Source organism: uncultured Eudoraea sp., from assembly GCF_947260015.1.
Lineage (GTDB): Bacteria > Bacteroidota > Bacteroidia > Flavobacteriales > Flavobacteriaceae > Eudoraea.
Genome location: NZ_CAMYOM010000002.1, coordinates 88262 through 103045, shown reverse-complemented (window position 1 = coordinate 103045; position 14784 = coordinate 88262). Strand labels below are relative to the sequence as shown.

The 14784-nt window shown below is 36.1% G+C and carries 15 protein-coding genes; 5 read left to right on the top strand and 10 right to left on the bottom strand.

Annotation, left to right across the window (positions count from 1 at the left end):
* The first annotated feature begins 34 nt into the window (after nt 1-34).
* On the top strand, nt 35-613 hold the full coding sequence (gene nudK / locus Q0X66_RS01820; protein ID WP_297702772.1) for a GDP-mannose pyrophosphatase NudK: 579 nt from the start codon (nt 35-37) through the stop codon (nt 611-613).
* On the opposite strand, the gene Q0X66_RS01815 is transcribed toward nudK, so the two are convergent.
* Nucleotides 610-1899: a D-alanyl-D-alanine carboxypeptidase gene (locus Q0X66_RS01815; protein ID WP_297702771.1), complete on the bottom strand. Its 1290-nt coding sequence runs from the start codon at nt 1897-1899 to the stop codon at nt 610-612. The two genes, nudK and Q0X66_RS01815, sit on opposite strands and share 4 nt — an antisense overlap.
* 123 nt (nt 1900-2022) lie before the next feature.
* Here Q0X66_RS01815 and Q0X66_RS01810 point away from each other — a divergent pair, with 123 nt between their 5' ends.
* Entirely contained in the window at nt 2023-2220 is a 198-nt protein-coding gene (locus tag Q0X66_RS01810) for a hypothetical protein (RefSeq protein WP_297702770.1), read from the top strand.
* Nucleotides 2221-2247: 27 nt separating this feature from the next.
* Here the strand turns inward: Q0X66_RS01810 and Q0X66_RS01805 are convergent, their stop codons facing one another.
* On the bottom strand, nt 2248-3189 hold the full coding sequence (locus Q0X66_RS01805) for a LysR substrate-binding domain-containing protein (protein ID WP_297702769.1): 942 nt from the start codon (nt 3187-3189) through the stop codon (nt 2248-2250).
* A gap of 101 nt (nt 3190-3290) precedes the next feature.
* Here Q0X66_RS01805 and Q0X66_RS01800 point away from each other — a divergent pair, with 101 nt between their 5' ends.
* Complete coding sequence (locus tag Q0X66_RS01800) at nt 3291-3770, top strand: Dps family protein (RefSeq protein WP_297702836.1); 480 nt, start codon at nt 3291-3293, stop codon at nt 3768-3770.
* A gap of 107 nt (nt 3771-3877) precedes the next feature.
* Here Q0X66_RS01800 and Q0X66_RS01795 read toward each other — a convergent pair whose 3' ends face one another.
* Nucleotides 3878-4297, bottom strand: a complete 420-nt coding sequence (locus Q0X66_RS01795; RefSeq protein ID WP_297702768.1) for a DUF2141 domain-containing protein — start codon at nt 4295-4297, stop codon at nt 3878-3880.
* Between the two features lie 216 nt (nt 4298-4513).
* Here Q0X66_RS01795 and Q0X66_RS01790 point away from each other — a divergent pair, with 216 nt between their 5' ends.
* Entirely contained in the window at nt 4514-6676 is a 2163-nt protein-coding gene (locus Q0X66_RS01790; RefSeq protein ID WP_297702767.1) for a TonB-dependent receptor, read from the top strand.
* Nucleotides 6677-6709: 33 nt separating this feature from the next.
* Here the strand turns inward: Q0X66_RS01790 and Q0X66_RS01785 are convergent, their stop codons facing one another.
* The 7 genes from Q0X66_RS01785 to Q0X66_RS01755 form a co-directional block, all read right to left on the bottom strand.
* On the bottom strand, nt 6710-7993 hold the full coding sequence (locus Q0X66_RS01785; protein WP_297702835.1) for an MFS transporter: 1284 nt from the start codon (nt 7991-7993) through the stop codon (nt 6710-6712).
* A gap of 393 nt (nt 7994-8386) precedes the next feature.
* Nucleotides 8387-8767, bottom strand: coding sequence for a hypothetical protein (locus tag Q0X66_RS01780; RefSeq protein WP_297702766.1), 381 nt, complete (start codon nt 8765-8767; stop codon nt 8387-8389).
* A 164-nt stretch (nt 8768-8931) separates the two neighbouring features.
* Nucleotides 8932-9696, bottom strand: a complete 765-nt coding sequence (locus Q0X66_RS01775) for a hypothetical protein (protein WP_297702765.1) — start codon at nt 9694-9696, stop codon at nt 8932-8934.
* A gap of 50 nt (nt 9697-9746) precedes the next feature.
* A complete protein-coding gene (locus Q0X66_RS01770; protein WP_297702764.1) occupies nt 9747-10673 on the bottom strand; it encodes an ester cyclase in 927 nt (308 codons plus the stop codon).
* A 24-nt stretch (nt 10674-10697) separates the two neighbouring features.
* The gene (locus tag Q0X66_RS01765) at nt 10698-11213 is read right to left on the bottom strand and encodes a nuclear transport factor 2 family protein (RefSeq protein WP_297702763.1); all 516 of its coding nucleotides are present in this window, start codon (nt 11211-11213) and stop codon (nt 10698-10700) included.
* Nucleotides 11214-11286: 73 nt separating this feature from the next.
* Complete coding sequence (locus tag Q0X66_RS01760) at nt 11287-12042, bottom strand: hypothetical protein (protein ID WP_297702762.1); 756 nt, start codon at nt 12040-12042, stop codon at nt 11287-11289.
* A 57-nt stretch (nt 12043-12099) separates the two neighbouring features.
* Nucleotides 12100-12615 carry an ester cyclase gene (locus tag Q0X66_RS01755; RefSeq protein WP_297702761.1) on the bottom strand — a complete coding sequence of 172 codons (516 nt, stop codon included), beginning with the start codon at nt 12613-12615 and terminating at the stop codon, nt 12100-12102.
* A 254-nt stretch (nt 12616-12869) separates the two neighbouring features.
* Here Q0X66_RS01755 and Q0X66_RS01750 point away from each other — a divergent pair, with 254 nt between their 5' ends.
* Nucleotides 12870-14783, top strand: coding sequence for a histidine kinase dimerization/phosphoacceptor domain -containing protein (locus tag Q0X66_RS01750; RefSeq protein WP_297702760.1), 1914 nt, complete (start codon nt 12870-12872; stop codon nt 14781-14783).
* The last annotated feature ends 1 nt before the right edge of the window (nt 14784 follow it).

Below are 14784 nucleotides of genomic sequence, written 5' to 3'. Positions count from 1 at the left end.
TGAAATACTTCAACTAATATAAAATTCGACGAATTTGAACAACAAGATTAAAAATATTAGAAAAGACGTTTTATCAGATAATTGGTACACCTTATGCAAGTACACATATGAATATCAAAAGGATGATGGTGAATGGGAAACTCAGATTCGCGAGTCTTATGACCGTGGAAATGGAGCTGCAATCTTGTTGTATAACAAACAGAAAGGAACCATTATTCTAACCAAACAATTCAGGATGCCCACCTTTTTAAATGGAAATCCTTCCGGGATGATGATAGAGGTATGCGCCGGAGTCTTGGATGGGGCTCATCCTGAAGACTGCATCAAAAAAGAAGTAGAGGAAGAGACCGGGTATAAAATACATCATGTAAAAAAGGTATTTGAATCATATATGTCTCCCGGCTCCGTAACCGAAATACTTCACTTTTTTATTGGGGAATACGAAGAGCAAATGAAAGTAGGAGAAGGTGGGGGTGCAGCAGATGAGAGTGAAAATATTGAAGTACTTGAAGTTTTAGTTGATAAGGCACTGGATATGATTAGAAAAGGGGAAATAAAAGATGCAAAAACCATTATGCTCTTGCAATACGCGAGTTTAAATAAGATAATTTAATAGTTGTCCCGTACCCACTCGAAAACATGCTGCATTTGTTTTTTTATATCCGAAGAGGGATTCGTAAAATGATTATTCATAAAACTGAATATCAGGGTTTTCCCGGATTTAGTTATTAAATACCCACTTATATTATGATTATTACCAAGTGTACCTGTTTTCGCATAGATATATGGATGGGGATTTCCCGGGTACCAATTAGCTATTGTACCCGATTCTCCTCCAACTGCAAAAAGATGGAATAGTCGTTCTTTTGGAACCTCCCTGTAAATTTCGTGTAAAACATATACCATAGCCTCAGGGCTAAAAAGATTATATCTGGAAAGTCCGGAACCATCTACCCATCTAGGCGTTTGTTTTAAACCTTTAAGGTGATTTTTTAGCATGTACGCTATAGCTGTTTCTGTGTTTAAAGTATCTGATAGGGTAGAGGATGCCAGGAGGAGTAATTGCTCAGCTAAAAAATTATCACTTTCCTGCATCATTCTTTTATTTATACTATCGGTTAATATTCCCGGGAGTATCATTTTTTCTTCGCAAGGCATTTTTTGAACTATTGATATTTCTCTGCCGAGCGCTGTTTCCAAAAGCCGCTGAATTACAATATTATCTGTTTTAAATGGAATTTCAAGAGTGTCTTTTCTTGTAGGATCGAAATAAAAAGTATTTGTATCAATCTCGCGATTAATTGTGTTTTTTAGCAGGTTTACATTCGACATAAAATAGTTGGGAATCACACGTAGGGAATCCGTATTAGAGATAGTTACAACATTACCAAATATGGGTAAGCCACTGCGTTCGGCAGAATAATACCCATCATAGTCTTCCCATGTCCAGCCAGGTCCTAATCTGCTATCCATAAAGTTATTCTGTATGAGGGAGATATTTTTATAGTCCTTTAAAAACCGGGTTACAGAACTGTCGTTTAAATATGGATGTAATAAGGAGGGATCTCCTGTACCTTCTATAAACAGGGTATCGTTCACTTTACAATATTTCAATGCGGGAATCTGTTTGGGCAGGAGTACTAATGATGTATAAAGGGTAAAAATTTTAGTATTACTAGCCGGAGTAAAATACTTATCACTGTTGAGACGGTACAAAGTATCACCGGATTTTGGATCGAAGATCATAATTCCGGTAAAATGATTTCTGAAAGTTTCAGGCTTCAATGCAGCATTGAAAGTTTTGTCTAACTTTTTACCAGACGCGCAGGCCCCAAAAAGAACTAATGAAAGGGCTAAACTACAAATATTTAAGATTTTATTTACTTTATTATCACGCACTTGGTTAGGAAAAAAATAGATCTTAACATGAAATTATCCAATTTTTAACGAAATACATACAATAAACCAAAGCTTTTTTTGGTTAAATTTGGAATAACAATTTTTTTAAAACAAAGTCTAAATATGGCAAAAGCTGTTCTGGAGTATTATAAAACAGTACTCCAAAAAGTAAGTTTTGATGTAAAACTCTTTAGTAAAGAACTCAAAAAAGCAATAACTAAACTATTGCCTGACGAAATTGAAGAGTTGAAAGCCTGGTTACAAAATTTTATTACGGATAAGCCAGAGCTACAGCCTACATTAATTTATCTAAACGTATAACCTAAAAGCCACCCAACAAGGTGGCTTTTAATTTTTATTGATCGGACTAATAATTTTTACATCCTGAAACGTGATTGCACCACGCACAATCCCCGAAATAACTTCATTTAATGCCCGTGTAATCTGGATCTTAAGTTCACTTTTGTGATAAATAAGGCTTACTTCCCTGGCTGGAGAGGGCTTATTAAAAAATTTTAAATTTTTCTTTTTTTTCTCATCCAATTCCAGGGTATTTAGGTAAGGTAATAAGGTCATTCCCATTTCTTCATCAGCCAGATTCACCAATGTTTCAAAACTGCCGCTTTGTAACCGAAAATGCTCATCTTCGTATTTTTTTGGTGTTTTGCATAGATTTATCACTCCATCTCTAAAACAATGCCCGTCCTTTAACAATAAAATATCACTAATATCCAGATCACTTGGATTTAGTTTATTTGCTTCTCTAAGTCTATGGTTTTTAGGTACATACCCAACAAAGGGTTCATAATATAACGGCCTTTCTTTTATGTACTCTATTTCCAGAGGTGTTGCGGCAATAGCACCGTCTAAATGGCCTTCCTGTATATTCCTTATAATGGTTTCTGTACTTTGCTCTTTTATTATCAGATTTACCTTCGGGTATTTATTGATAAATGCTTTAAGAAACATGGGCAGTAAAGTGGGCATAACTGTGGGAATAATACCCAGAGTATATTCACCACCAATAAACCCCTTTTCCTGATCAACAATATCCTTTATTCGTTCGGCTTCATTTACAATGTTTTTTGCCTGTGCAACAATTTTTTGACCCGCTTCTGTTATACGGATCGGTTTCTTGCTTCTGTCAAAAATAAGTACGTCGAGTTCGTCTTCAAGTTTTTGCACTTGCATGCTCAGAGTAGGCTGCGTAACAAAACTTTTTTCGGCAGCCAGGGTGAAATTCCGGTACTCCGCAACAGCCAAAACATATTGCAATTGGGTAATGGTCATCTATCATAAATTTGTGTAATACAAATATAAGAACTATCAATAAAATTTATACTACAAGGAATAAATATTTAATAACTTTATAATAAATAAAAAAATACATGATGAAATTAAACAGTATTGGTCTGAATACGGAGAAATCCAAGTCACTAAGTAAGGATTTGAATAAATTGTTAGCAAACTTTCAAACGTACTATCAAAACCTAAGAGGTATTCACTGGAACATTAAAGGGAAAAGTTTTTTTGATCTGCATGCAAAATTTGAAGAGTTATACGACGATGCAAATTTAAAAGTAGATGAAATTGCCGAACGAATATTAACCTTAGGTGAAGTTCCACTTCATACCTTTGAGGATTATATGGAAAATTCAAATGTTCCGATAGGTAAAAATGTAACAAAGGATGAAGAAGCAATTCAACTGATCGTTGATTCTTTAAAAGAACTTCTGCTTATTGAACGTAAAATCCTGGCAGACTCTGATGAGGCCCAAGATGAGGGAACTAATTCCATGATGAGCGATTTTATTACGGAACAAGAAAAAACAGTTTGGATGATGAAAGCCTGGCTGGCAGAGGAGATATAACACTTATACCATTGAATGATAGCTTAGTCATTCAGGATATATTTGTTTTAGTCAACCTTTAAAATAAAAAGCCCGCATTAAGCGGGCTTTTTATAGTTTTTACTTATTTAAAAACGAAGCTCTAATTCAAGATCTTCGGTACTTACCTCAAACTTTACATCCTGAAATGTTGGGGGTCCCATGATCATTTCATTTCCGCTCATAGCATAATTTTCTTTTGGCATACCACTATCCTGGAAATCCATTCTTTGGTTTTCATTTGCATCATGTAAAGATGAAATTGCATAAGATCCGGGCTTTACATCTTCAAAAACGAAGGAAATGCTTCCAGTTTTGGCCTCAGAGCTAAAACTTTGGATTCCCGCACCTCTCATAAAAGTATCCTGGGTATGCAATGCTGCCAGGATTTGACCTTCATCACTAAGAACATTTTCAATAGTGACTTTAATAGTAATACCTTTTGCATCCTGTGCATTGGCAATAATCCCCGAAATTAATAAACCTAAAATAAGCGCTAATGTTTTCATACTACTGTTTTTTATTTGTTAATGATGGCTCAAAACTCTTAATACTTGCAATCATTCTAAACTATTCCCTACCCAACCGTAGAAAATAAGGATTGAATTGTGTTTATATTTTAGAGCCTCAATTCATCTTAAACAAAGGACAGTTGGGTAAGCTAATTTATGCTATGGTTAAAATGCATTCCATTTTTGCATCAATAACAAATAAGAGTTTTTGGTATGAAGTGGTTCGTATATATAATTTCCTTTTTGTTCTTTTCGATGTCCCTTTGCGGGCAAACAACTATTTCCGGATCGGTGATGGATAAGGATAATAATGCCATCAGTGGTGCTAACGTTTACCTGGAAGGAACTTATGATGGTAGTTCCACCGATTCATCCGGTAGCTTTACCTTTAAAACTTCTGAGAGCGGTTCAAGGTTGCTTATTATATCCATGATGGGTTATGAAACTCACATGGAAGCAGCTGATGTATCTTTTTTATCGGATCAAAAAATAATTCTCAATGAAGCGGTTAATTCTTTAACCGGAGTTACCCTTACAGCAGGAACTTTTGAAGCCGGAAGCAATTCAAAGGCATCTGTTCTTAAACCTTTAGACATTGTTACCACGGCCGGGGCATTAGGAGATGTTGTTGCTGCCATACAAACCTTGCCCGGGACGACAACCGTAAATGAAGATGGCAGATTATTTGTACGAGGAGGAGAAGCTTATGAGACACAGGTCTTTATAGATGGACTGCGCGTATTTCAGCCATTTAATGCGACTGCGAATAATATTCCTACAAGAGGTCGATTCTCGCCATTTCTTTTTAAAGGGATTACATTTAGCACAGGAGGATATTCTGCAGAATACGGACAGGCCCTTTCCGGCGTATTATTACTAAATACCATAGATGAACCAGTACTGGAAAAAACAGATTTTTCCGCTATGACAGTAGGCCTGGGATTAGGCCATACAGAAATATGGGGTGATCAGTCTCTAAGTATAAACACTTCTTATATTAACCTGGCACCCTATGAGGATTTAATTCCTTCTGATCAGGGTGTCCGCTGGATTTCACCTTATGAATCTTTCTCCGGTGAGGCTGTTTTTCGCAGTAAAAAGGAAAAAAGCCTATTTAAACTATATGCTGGTTTTACCTATGCCGATTTTGATATTGAGCAGCAGAACATAAATTTTGAAGAATATGTGCCCTATCAACTAAAAAACAATAATTTTTACCTTAATGCGAGTTATAAAGAATTTCTTGCTAATGAGTGGTCATTCAATACTGGAGCGAGTATTTCATATGATGGGAATGTGATCGGATTATTTCAGGACAAGATCCATACAAATCAGACTGCAGCGCATTTGAAATTTAAAATAAGAAAAGGATTTAGCAATCGTTTTAATCTAAATTTTGGCATTGAATATTTCATTACCGACTATACGGATTCATTTCGGCCAGTAGATGGATTAGATTTTCAGAGTAATTTTAATGATAATCTAAGCTCAGTATTTACTGAAGGCGATATCTTTTTAAGCAATCGCTTTGCCGTGAAACTGGGTGTAAGGGCCGAACATTCAAATGCGTTAAACGAATTAAATTTAGCACCAAGGATCTCACTTGCATATAAGAGCGGAGATCACGGGCAATTTTCATTGGCCTATGGCGATTTCTATCAAAATCCACAGATTGACTATTTGAAGTATAATCAGGAATTGAAAATGGCTAAAGCCTCGCATTACATCTTAAATTATCAATATTTAGATGATGGCAGGACCTTTAGGGCAGAAGCTTATTACAAAGATTATCAAAATCTAATAAAATATGACACCGAGCTTCCCTTATTCGATTCCAATTATAACAATAATGGCAGTGGATATGCATCGGGTCTGGATATTTTCTGGAGAGATAACAAAAGTCTTAACAATTTGGATTACTGGCTTTCTTATTCTTATTTGAATACAGAAAGGGAATATCTGAATTTTCCGCAACAAGCTACTCCTAATTTTGCTCCAAATCACAGCTTTTCCGCAGTTACCAAATATTGGGTTGATAAGCTAAGGTCACAAGTTGGATTATCCTATACCTTTGGTTCCGGGCGGCCTTATGATGATCCTAATAGCCCTGATTTCCTTGCCGAAAAGACAAGTTCTTATAACAACCTGAGTTTTAACTGGGCCTATTTAATTGATCAGCAAAAAATCCTTTACTTCTCCGTGAGCAATGTACTAGGTTTTGATAATATCAGTAATTATGAATATGCTAATTCACCTAATTCAAATGGAGTTTTTGAAAGGTTGGCCATACGCCCTCCTGCAGATACTTTCTTTTTCGTCGGATTTTTTTGGACAATTAGTAAGGATAAAAAAAGCAATCAATTAGATAATCTATAAGCAGCCTAAAACCTCAACTAGATTAAAACAGGACTATTTTTTTGCTAAATCAGCACTGACTTCATTGTCCTGGACAAAAACACATAATAGGCCGGCAATGATCATTGAAACGCCTCCAATTATCAATGCATAGATAGAAATATTTCCAAAAAACGATTTTAATAAAAAACCGAGGATACCTGCCGCCACAATTTGTGGAATAACAATAAAGAAGTTAAAAACCCCCATATAATAACCCATCTTATTAGCCGGTAAAATACTGGATAACATAGCATAGGGCATTGACAAAATGCTAGCCCAGGCAATACCAACTCCTATCATGGATACCAGCAATAAATTTGGATCGGAAATAAAATAAATAGAGATCAATCCAATTCCCCCAATAACAAGGGCTATTAAATGTGTCATTTTCCTGCTGATTCTTTTAGCAACCACGGGCAATAAAAAGGCTACCAGGGCGGCAATTCCGTTGTATACAGCAAAGCAAATTCCTACCCAATCTGCACCCTCATTGTATAAGGAAGAAGCAGTATCAGATGTAACGTAAATATGGCTGGTCACAGCTGATGTTGTATAGATCCACATAGCAAATAAAGCAAACCAGGAAAAAAATTGTACAAATGCCAGCTGCACCATGGTTTTGGGCATTTTAAAAATTCCCATAAAAGATTCTTTGAGTCCGGTGAATACTCCTTTCTCTGCATTCTCATTTTTAAGCTTTTCAATATCATCGGGTGGATATTCTTCGGTGTTAAAAACCGTCCACATTACGGCGGTGAAATAGGCAATGCCCCCAATGTAAAAAGACCATTTTACCGAATCCGGGATACCACCATCCGCGGCTATATTCTCTACTCCAAACCAATTCGTCATTATAAAGGGCAGGGCAGAGGCAATTACAGCGCCTAAACCAATAAAAAAACTTTGCATAGCAAATCCGCTGGTCCGCTGTTCATTGGGCAACATGTCACCAACAAAAGCCCTGAATGGTTCCATACTTATGTTAATTGATGCGTCCATCAGCCACAGCATAATTACTGCCATCCAAAGCTCAGTTGAATTTGGCATTGCGAATAAAGCTATAGTGGCAAGAATTGCTCCAATCGCGAAAAAAGGCCTGCGCCTTCCCCATTTACGGTGCCAGGTTCTATCGCTGTAATAACCAATAATTGGTTGTACAAGCAGCCCTGTTACCGGGGCTGCCAGCCATAGAATTGGCAATGCGTCTTTAGATGCCCCCAAAGTTTCAAAAATCCTACTTACGTTGGCATTTTGCAATGCAAATCCGAATTGAATTCCCAGGAAACCGAAACTCATATTCCAGATTTGCCAAAAAGTTAATCTTGGCTTGGCTGAGCTTATAGAAATTTGCGACATTTTAATTGGTTTAGTTTGGATCGGATTAGTTCGTTATTAAAAATAGTTTTTTTTTATGAATCTAACTGATTACAGACTTTATGGGCATCCATTAAAAACTGATTATTTGAGTTCACTTCAATCTATGGAGGGTAGTCTTTTAAATAAGCAATCTGTTCTTAAGTTGGAATATCGGTGCTAATGAGAGTATATTAAACTGTCACTTTGGATTTCTTATATTTACCTCCCTATGTTGCAGATTTTGAAGCAAATAAATCAATATAAAGAGCCGAAAGCGCAGCCCCACTGAGGACGGTTTTAATATAAAGGACCTTTTGGATTCTATTGGAAAGATTATTCTAATTGCTCATTTTCGCTTCTTTTCGCTACAATTTCCACCAGCCAGTAGATCAATTCTCCTAAGCCGCCAACAAAAATGAACAGTAAGATCCATAATAACAACATATGACCCTGCTTGAGATTCGGATTTTGAACGGCATGTACGATAAAGAATACCAAACTTGCAACAGAAAGTAGTATCACTAAAAAAATCACCACAAAGAAAGAGCCTATCCATTCAATAATAAGTTCAGGTGGCCCATCATGAGCTTGCTCCAATTCGGGAATATTGCTTAATATGGAAAATAGAAAAACAAAATACCCCAGCATCATAATAAATAAAATAATTATGGGTGATAGCGCGAAAAAGGCCTGCCAGTATTTATTGTGTATCATTAGTCTGTCTTATTGCTGTATAAGTTAGTAATAATTTTATTTATTAAGAAAAAAATAATATAAGAATATAAACAAATAAAACCCGGTTAATACCGGGTTTTGTTTCATTGGCTGGTTTAAAATCTATTTCATTTTATAACTACATTTATTAAAATTAGCGGTAATTACTGTCTATCCTGAGCATTGACGGTACCGATCAGTCCACTTAGGTCCTCCCTGAATGTCCATAATTCTGAACGATCTCCGTTCGTAGATGCTTCAACGTCCTGAAGGAATTTCATAAAACTTCCTTCGCCATGTACTTCATCAAACTTTTTAGGAAATTTGTCTTCACGACCCATCCATCCTGAATTACTAAAGAAATTTACAAAAGCCATATCTCTACCGTCCTCAGTATCTGGCATTTCATTAGTGTAAACTCCATAGATTTCATCAGGACTTTTTTCCGTATTTACCTTTTTAACTCTTTCCAGAATACTTATCATTTCGGGGTATTTAAATCGTTTAAAATCTACCATGAAAACAGATAAATACTTTAATTCAAAATCGTTGGAAAAATTGGAGAATTGCGGATGAAATCTCCAGTAGGTAACGTCGCTTTCAGCCGTGGTATAAGGAACTACATTTTTGCTCCAATCCTCATCATGCCCATCAACGGCTGGTCTGCTATCCATTGCGCTCCAGGGTAAGGGTCCCATCGCCCAAATATATTTCCCGGCATTTTTACCATTCGAAATCCAATAAACACGGGCACCATATGTACCTTCTGCATGGTATTTTTTATTATGCGCAGCTAAACCTGCTTCAAATTCCGCAGTTTTTGCCGGAATAGCGGTTAACATGACATTTTCCATTACCACGTATTCTTCTGGGCCTTGAGATATTACTAAAAAAGGAATAAGTAACATCAGGTAAATAAATTTTCTCATTGTTTTAAAGATTAAAGTTAATCGTATTATTTCTATTAATTTAAAGTTCCCTACTTATCCATAGGGGGTGAAAGCGTGTACCCTAATTGACTTAACATACCCATATTGTCAAAAAAGGCATCCTCTTGGACAGCTAGTCCATTGGTGTCAAATGCCCAAACACTATATCCGTGGATCTCCATTTTTTTACCGGTTGGAGGATTGGCCATAAATGGCCCCGTGTTAGTGCCAGTACAGGTCCAGTTTAAATAAGACTTTCCGCCTTTAAGAAAATAACTGTCCAGACTTACTTTGAAATCCGGGAAACCGATATGGAATTGTTTCATCATGTCTGTATATTCTGACTGATTGTTGGCTTGCCGTGTGCCATTGGAGTTCCTGATGACATTAGCCGCTGAAATTGCCATAAAGGCTTCAGCATCATTATTGTTCCAGGCTTCAACCATTTTATCATGGTTGGCCATAATGGTTTTTTCAATTTCAGGTGCATTTTTCATCTCCTCAATTTCCTGGAGGGCCGTTTGTATAATGGAGTTATCCCAAAAACCATTTTCCTGCACCACTTTCCCGTCTAAAACCCGTACGGAGAGATGCACTGGTAATTCAATTACTTTATTATTTTCCTTAAGGGTACCTTCCCATTTCCCCCAGAAATTAATCCATGTATTCCCACTATCGCTTACTATTTTTTCATAAATGACATCATCAGCAAATTTATATGAACTTAATAATTCAATATTCTGTTTATGCCCTTCCATAGATTCAGCCACAGTCGCATAATTATCCCATTGATTGTAGTAAACTTTTGCCGTATCTGCGTATTTTTCCTGCCAGCTTTCCCAATCCCCATTTTCGTAATCGGCCAGTAGTCCTTTTACTAAATCTACCTCGGGCCCTGATGTACTGTACCTTTCAGCTTTTTGCTCACATGCTATAAAAAGAGTCGCAGCAAGTCCTATCAAAAATATTTTTTTCATTTATAGTTAATTTATATTTATAGATTATTCTTCCATAACTTCTTCCTCCACTATCATCTCTGCCTCAATTTCCAGTAGGATCGCCATGTATTCAGATAAATCATAGTAGCCATGTTCTTCCACAATTTTACCGTCGACAAACTGTGCAGTAAGATGAACCGGTATAATAAGTTTCTGGTTATTGGCCGCGATGGTTCCTTCCCAGGTACCCCAGAAATTTACCCATTTTTCATTGTCATCATCAATCACCATTTCATAGAATATATCCTTGTCTGTAAATCCATAACTAGATGTACCGGCAAGCAAATCTTTAAGCCCTTCTAATAATTCGGCTGGTGTAGAATCTTCGAGTGTGTTATGTTGTATTTTTGCCGTATCTGCGTAATGAGTCATCCAGGCGGTCCAATCTCCTGCGTTATAATCCTTCACAAGAGCCTTAACTTCATCTATTTCAGGAGACGAAGAGAAATATTTTGGTTCGACATTTTTACAGCTTATAAAAAACACTGCTGCTAAGAACAATAATAGAATTTTTTTCATTTTTTAAAATTTAATGATTGGTGTATAGTAAAAACCCCAATAGTTTTGGACTATTGGGGGTTATAGTTAATATTTATTTGGATGGACTATATGCCATATCCGGTCTCATTCTTCCTGTAAATACTTCAAATTTCAGCAAATTACTTCTTAGTTCGTTGTATAATTTAGGCCACTCATCACCTAAAAGTTCATTGTTTGCGGTTACTTTAGCACTATAGTCAGTACTGTTTTTTGCAGCGGCAGCTACCATATAAAACTCACCCCTGGTACCGAATCCACTTTTGTAAACCCTGTAATAGAATTTAGAACCCTTACTAGCAAATAAATTAGTTATGGCTTCCATGTTCTTTTTGACCACAGACCTGTTTGACGGCGTTATATGAAAATAGAAGAATTTTCGATAATTTTCACCTTCAGGTGTTTGTGTTATGCCTTCTGGCATGTACGACAGTGCCTTGTCTAAATGTATGATATAATCTTGTTCAATATCATAACATTCGTCCATTCTATTAAAAATATTTTCAAAAGTCTGCGGACCCATTTTTTCTCTAAGTGATGCAAAAACGGGTTTATCAATATCCGCCATACTGGTAATAGGCGATACCCATAAATACCGGTCATCTTGTGTATTGGTAACTATGGTACTAATTTCCTGAATGTCATGTTTTTTTAGGTTATCCGTTAATTCTTTGCAAACGGATTCGTAGTCGGCTACCTTAGAGGGTTTAACTACATCCTCATGTACCCAATATGCCTGGGTATTACTTTCCTGGGCAAGTCCTATCGCCCCGGTAACTAATAGTAAAAATAAACTTGTTACTCTTGTCATTAAAGTTCTCATTGTTGATTCAATTTTTGTGAAACTAATTAATAAATTGGATTTAAATTATTCAAGCACAGGTGATGTAAGGGTATAACCCAGTTGTTGCAGCAGATCTAGTTCGTTATAATACACGTCTTCCTTATATAATTTCCCTTCTTCCGTGAAATAAAGGTGGGAAATTCCCTGAATCTTAACTTTTTTACCCGTAGCCCGCATTTCACCAAACACGCCGGTATTACTTCCGGTACATTCCCAGTTCATAAATATTTTATTGCCTTCAATATGCGCATCACTATATTGAATTTTTAGGTCAGGAAATCCTGTAAAAAATACATTCATATGAGCCGCCATTTCATTTTCATTCCCTGCCACTTTGATACCATTGAGCATTCTAACAAAATTCTTCGAAACTAGTTCATTCAATTCGGAGACATTTTGGTCATTCCAGCACGAATCAATAAATACATTTAAATTATTGGAAAGCTTGTCGTTCATGGACAATTCTTCACTTTTGTTCTCTGTCTTGCATGCTGTAATTACAACTAGTAAAATAAAAATATGAATGACAGATTTGGACATAATTTTCCACACAGATTACCCGATAAGCGTTCATTATACCTATGCGGTTAGCTAAAGACGATATATAATGGCAAAAATAAAAGCAGGTATGGACGAATAGCCCTATTTACTGTCCGAATGTATATTTTCACTTAGCGAAGCAATTATTATGTTAAAATTTGTATATTTAGAAATTACCGTCCCCCTTCGATTATTTATAAATTATCATGGTAAGCCGATTTTTAACGGTATTGATTTTCTTCATTTGCTCATTTTTGAGCCCTAAACCTCTTCAGGCCCAAATTGTAAACTTTGATAGCGAAAATTCTTACAATAGAGTATTTGTTGATACAGATAATTTTGGAATCTCCTATCTCGACATTCTTGAGAGCTCCTACCCCTTTAGCAAGATAGATACAATCCGGTTCAATATTCTCAACGACCTTGCCTATTACTGGCATACCAGGAATTTAATAAAAGCCTTAAATTTTACAAAGGAAGGTTTGCAACTAACCCGTGATAAAAAAGATACCTTATGGGAAGGAAGGTTCCAAATTACGGAGGGAGCTATTCTTTTAAGGATGGAAAAACTGGATAGTGCCAGATTTGCTTTAGAATCCGCAATGAAAAAAGTTTTGGAAAAAGACCTGCCATTGGTCTATACTCAGTTGGGATATGTATATGAAAGACAGGGCAAACTAGATAAAGCAGCCGATATTGCTATGGAAACCCTGATATTAGCAGATCAATTAAAGGATAAAAGGGCAATGGCCGTTGCTTTTAGTGATTTAAGCAATTTATTCTGGAAACAATCACGCTATGAAAAAGCTTTGGAATATGGCCAAAAGGCCTTAACTCTTTTTGAGGAACGAGGATTAAACGACCTGGATTATGATTTTACATTATATGTAGTTGGGAATTGTTATCTGGCACTGGATAAACATGAAGAAGCTCTTAATTATTATGAACATTCTATAGCAATTGGGGAGCGATATGGCTTTTATAATAATTTATGCGATGTATATATTTCTATGGTATATCTGAAGGCCTATCTTAACGATTTTGATGCCGCAGATCTTGCAGGTGAAAATGCTGTAAAATATGGGCAATTGCTGGATAATAACTTTATGTTAATGCGTTCCTGGTTATCTATAGGTAAATCACAAAATCTACAAGGAAAATACATTTCGGCGATCGAGAGTCTTGAGAGAAGTATTGACATTGCCACAGCTGATTTTGGAGATGATTTTTATCTTAGTCAGGCCTATGAAGCATTGGGTAAGGCCTATGCCGGTAATCACAATTATCGGGAAGCCTATCAGGCCTATGCAGAATATGATAAGCTTAAAAAGGAGATATTTACAGCAGAAGCAGATCAGCATATTTCATTATTACTTACAGAGTTTGACGTTGCTCAAAAAGAGAGTACTATTATAGTACAAGAAAATCAAATTAAAAAGCAAAGATCAACTCAGACGCTAATGATTCTTATCGGAGGGCTATTGCTCTTAATTTTAATACTTTTATACAATACCATACAAACCAATAAGAAGAAAAACATATTGCTTAAAAAACAAAATGACGAAAAAGAATTTTTACTAAAAGAAATACACCATCGTGTAAAAAATAATTTGGAAGTTGTATCCAGTTTATTATCTCTGCAATCCGAACAAGTAGGAGATACTAAGGTGGCCGACGCTATGCATAAAAGCCAACTTCGGGTTCATAGTATGAGTATGGTTCACCAAAAACTTTATCAGGGTCAAAGTTTTTCATCTATAGAAATGAAGGAATATTTCAAGAGCCTGGGAGATTATATTGTAGATATTTACGGGGCATCAGAAAGAATACATATTGAATGTGAGATGAAGGAGCTGGAATTGGATGTTGATACCGCAATTCCAATTGGTCTGATTGTGAATGAGTTGTTTACCAATGCCTTAAAATATGCTTTTCCGGATAATCGTAAAGGATTTATAAAGATTAGTCTTATAGAATCAGGGAATCAGTTACATTTAGAAGTGTCAGATAATGGTATAGGTAAAAACTTCTATGATAAGATGGAGGGTACAGGCTTTGGCACTCAATTAATTGAATTACTTACCAGGCAATTGGAAGGCAAAATGTCCTTAAGTGTTAAGAAGGGAACGGCAGTTTCTTTTGAATTTCAAAACCATAAAGCAGCTTAAA

Excerpts from the sequence above, each read along its gene's own strand:
- Q0X66_RS01810 (WP_297702770.1), top strand. The coding sequence starts at position 2,023 with ATGGCAAAAGCTGTTCTGGAGTATTATAAAACAGTACTCCAAAAAGTA.
- Q0X66_RS01805 (WP_297702769.1), bottom strand. The coding sequence starts at position 3,189 with ATGACCATTACCCAATTGCAATATGTTTTGGCTGTTGCGGAGTACCGG.
- Q0X66_RS01800 (WP_297702836.1), top strand. The coding sequence starts at position 3,291 with ATGAAATTAAACAGTATTGGTCTGAATACGGAGAAATCCAAGTCACTA.
- Q0X66_RS01795 (WP_297702768.1), bottom strand. The coding sequence starts at position 4,297 with ATGAAAACATTAGCGCTTATTTTAGGTTTATTAATTTCGGGGATTATT.
- Q0X66_RS01790 (WP_297702767.1), top strand. The coding sequence starts at position 4,514 with ATGAAGTGGTTCGTATATATAATTTCCTTTTTGTTCTTTTCGATGTCC.
- Q0X66_RS01785 (WP_297702835.1), bottom strand. The coding sequence starts at position 7,993 with ATGAGTTTCGGTTTCCTGGGAATTCAATTCGGATTTGCATTGCAAAAT.
- Q0X66_RS01780 (WP_297702766.1), bottom strand. The coding sequence starts at position 8,767 with ATGATACACAATAAATACTGGCAGGCCTTTTTCGCGCTATCACCCATA.
- Q0X66_RS01775 (WP_297702765.1), bottom strand. The coding sequence starts at position 9,696 with ATGAGAAAATTTATTTACCTGATGTTACTTATTCCTTTTTTAGTAATA.
- Q0X66_RS01770 (WP_297702764.1), bottom strand. The coding sequence starts at position 10,673 with ATGAAAAAAATATTTTTGATAGGACTTGCTGCGACTCTTTTTATAGCA.
- Q0X66_RS01765 (WP_297702763.1), bottom strand. The coding sequence starts at position 11,213 with ATGAAAAAAATTCTATTATTGTTCTTAGCAGCAGTGTTTTTTATAAGC.
- Q0X66_RS01760 (WP_297702762.1), bottom strand. The coding sequence starts at position 12,042 with ATGACAAGAGTAACAAGTTTATTTTTACTATTAGTTACCGGGGCGATA.
- Q0X66_RS01755 (WP_297702761.1), bottom strand. The coding sequence starts at position 12,615 with ATGTCCAAATCTGTCATTCATATTTTTATTTTACTAGTTGTAATTACA.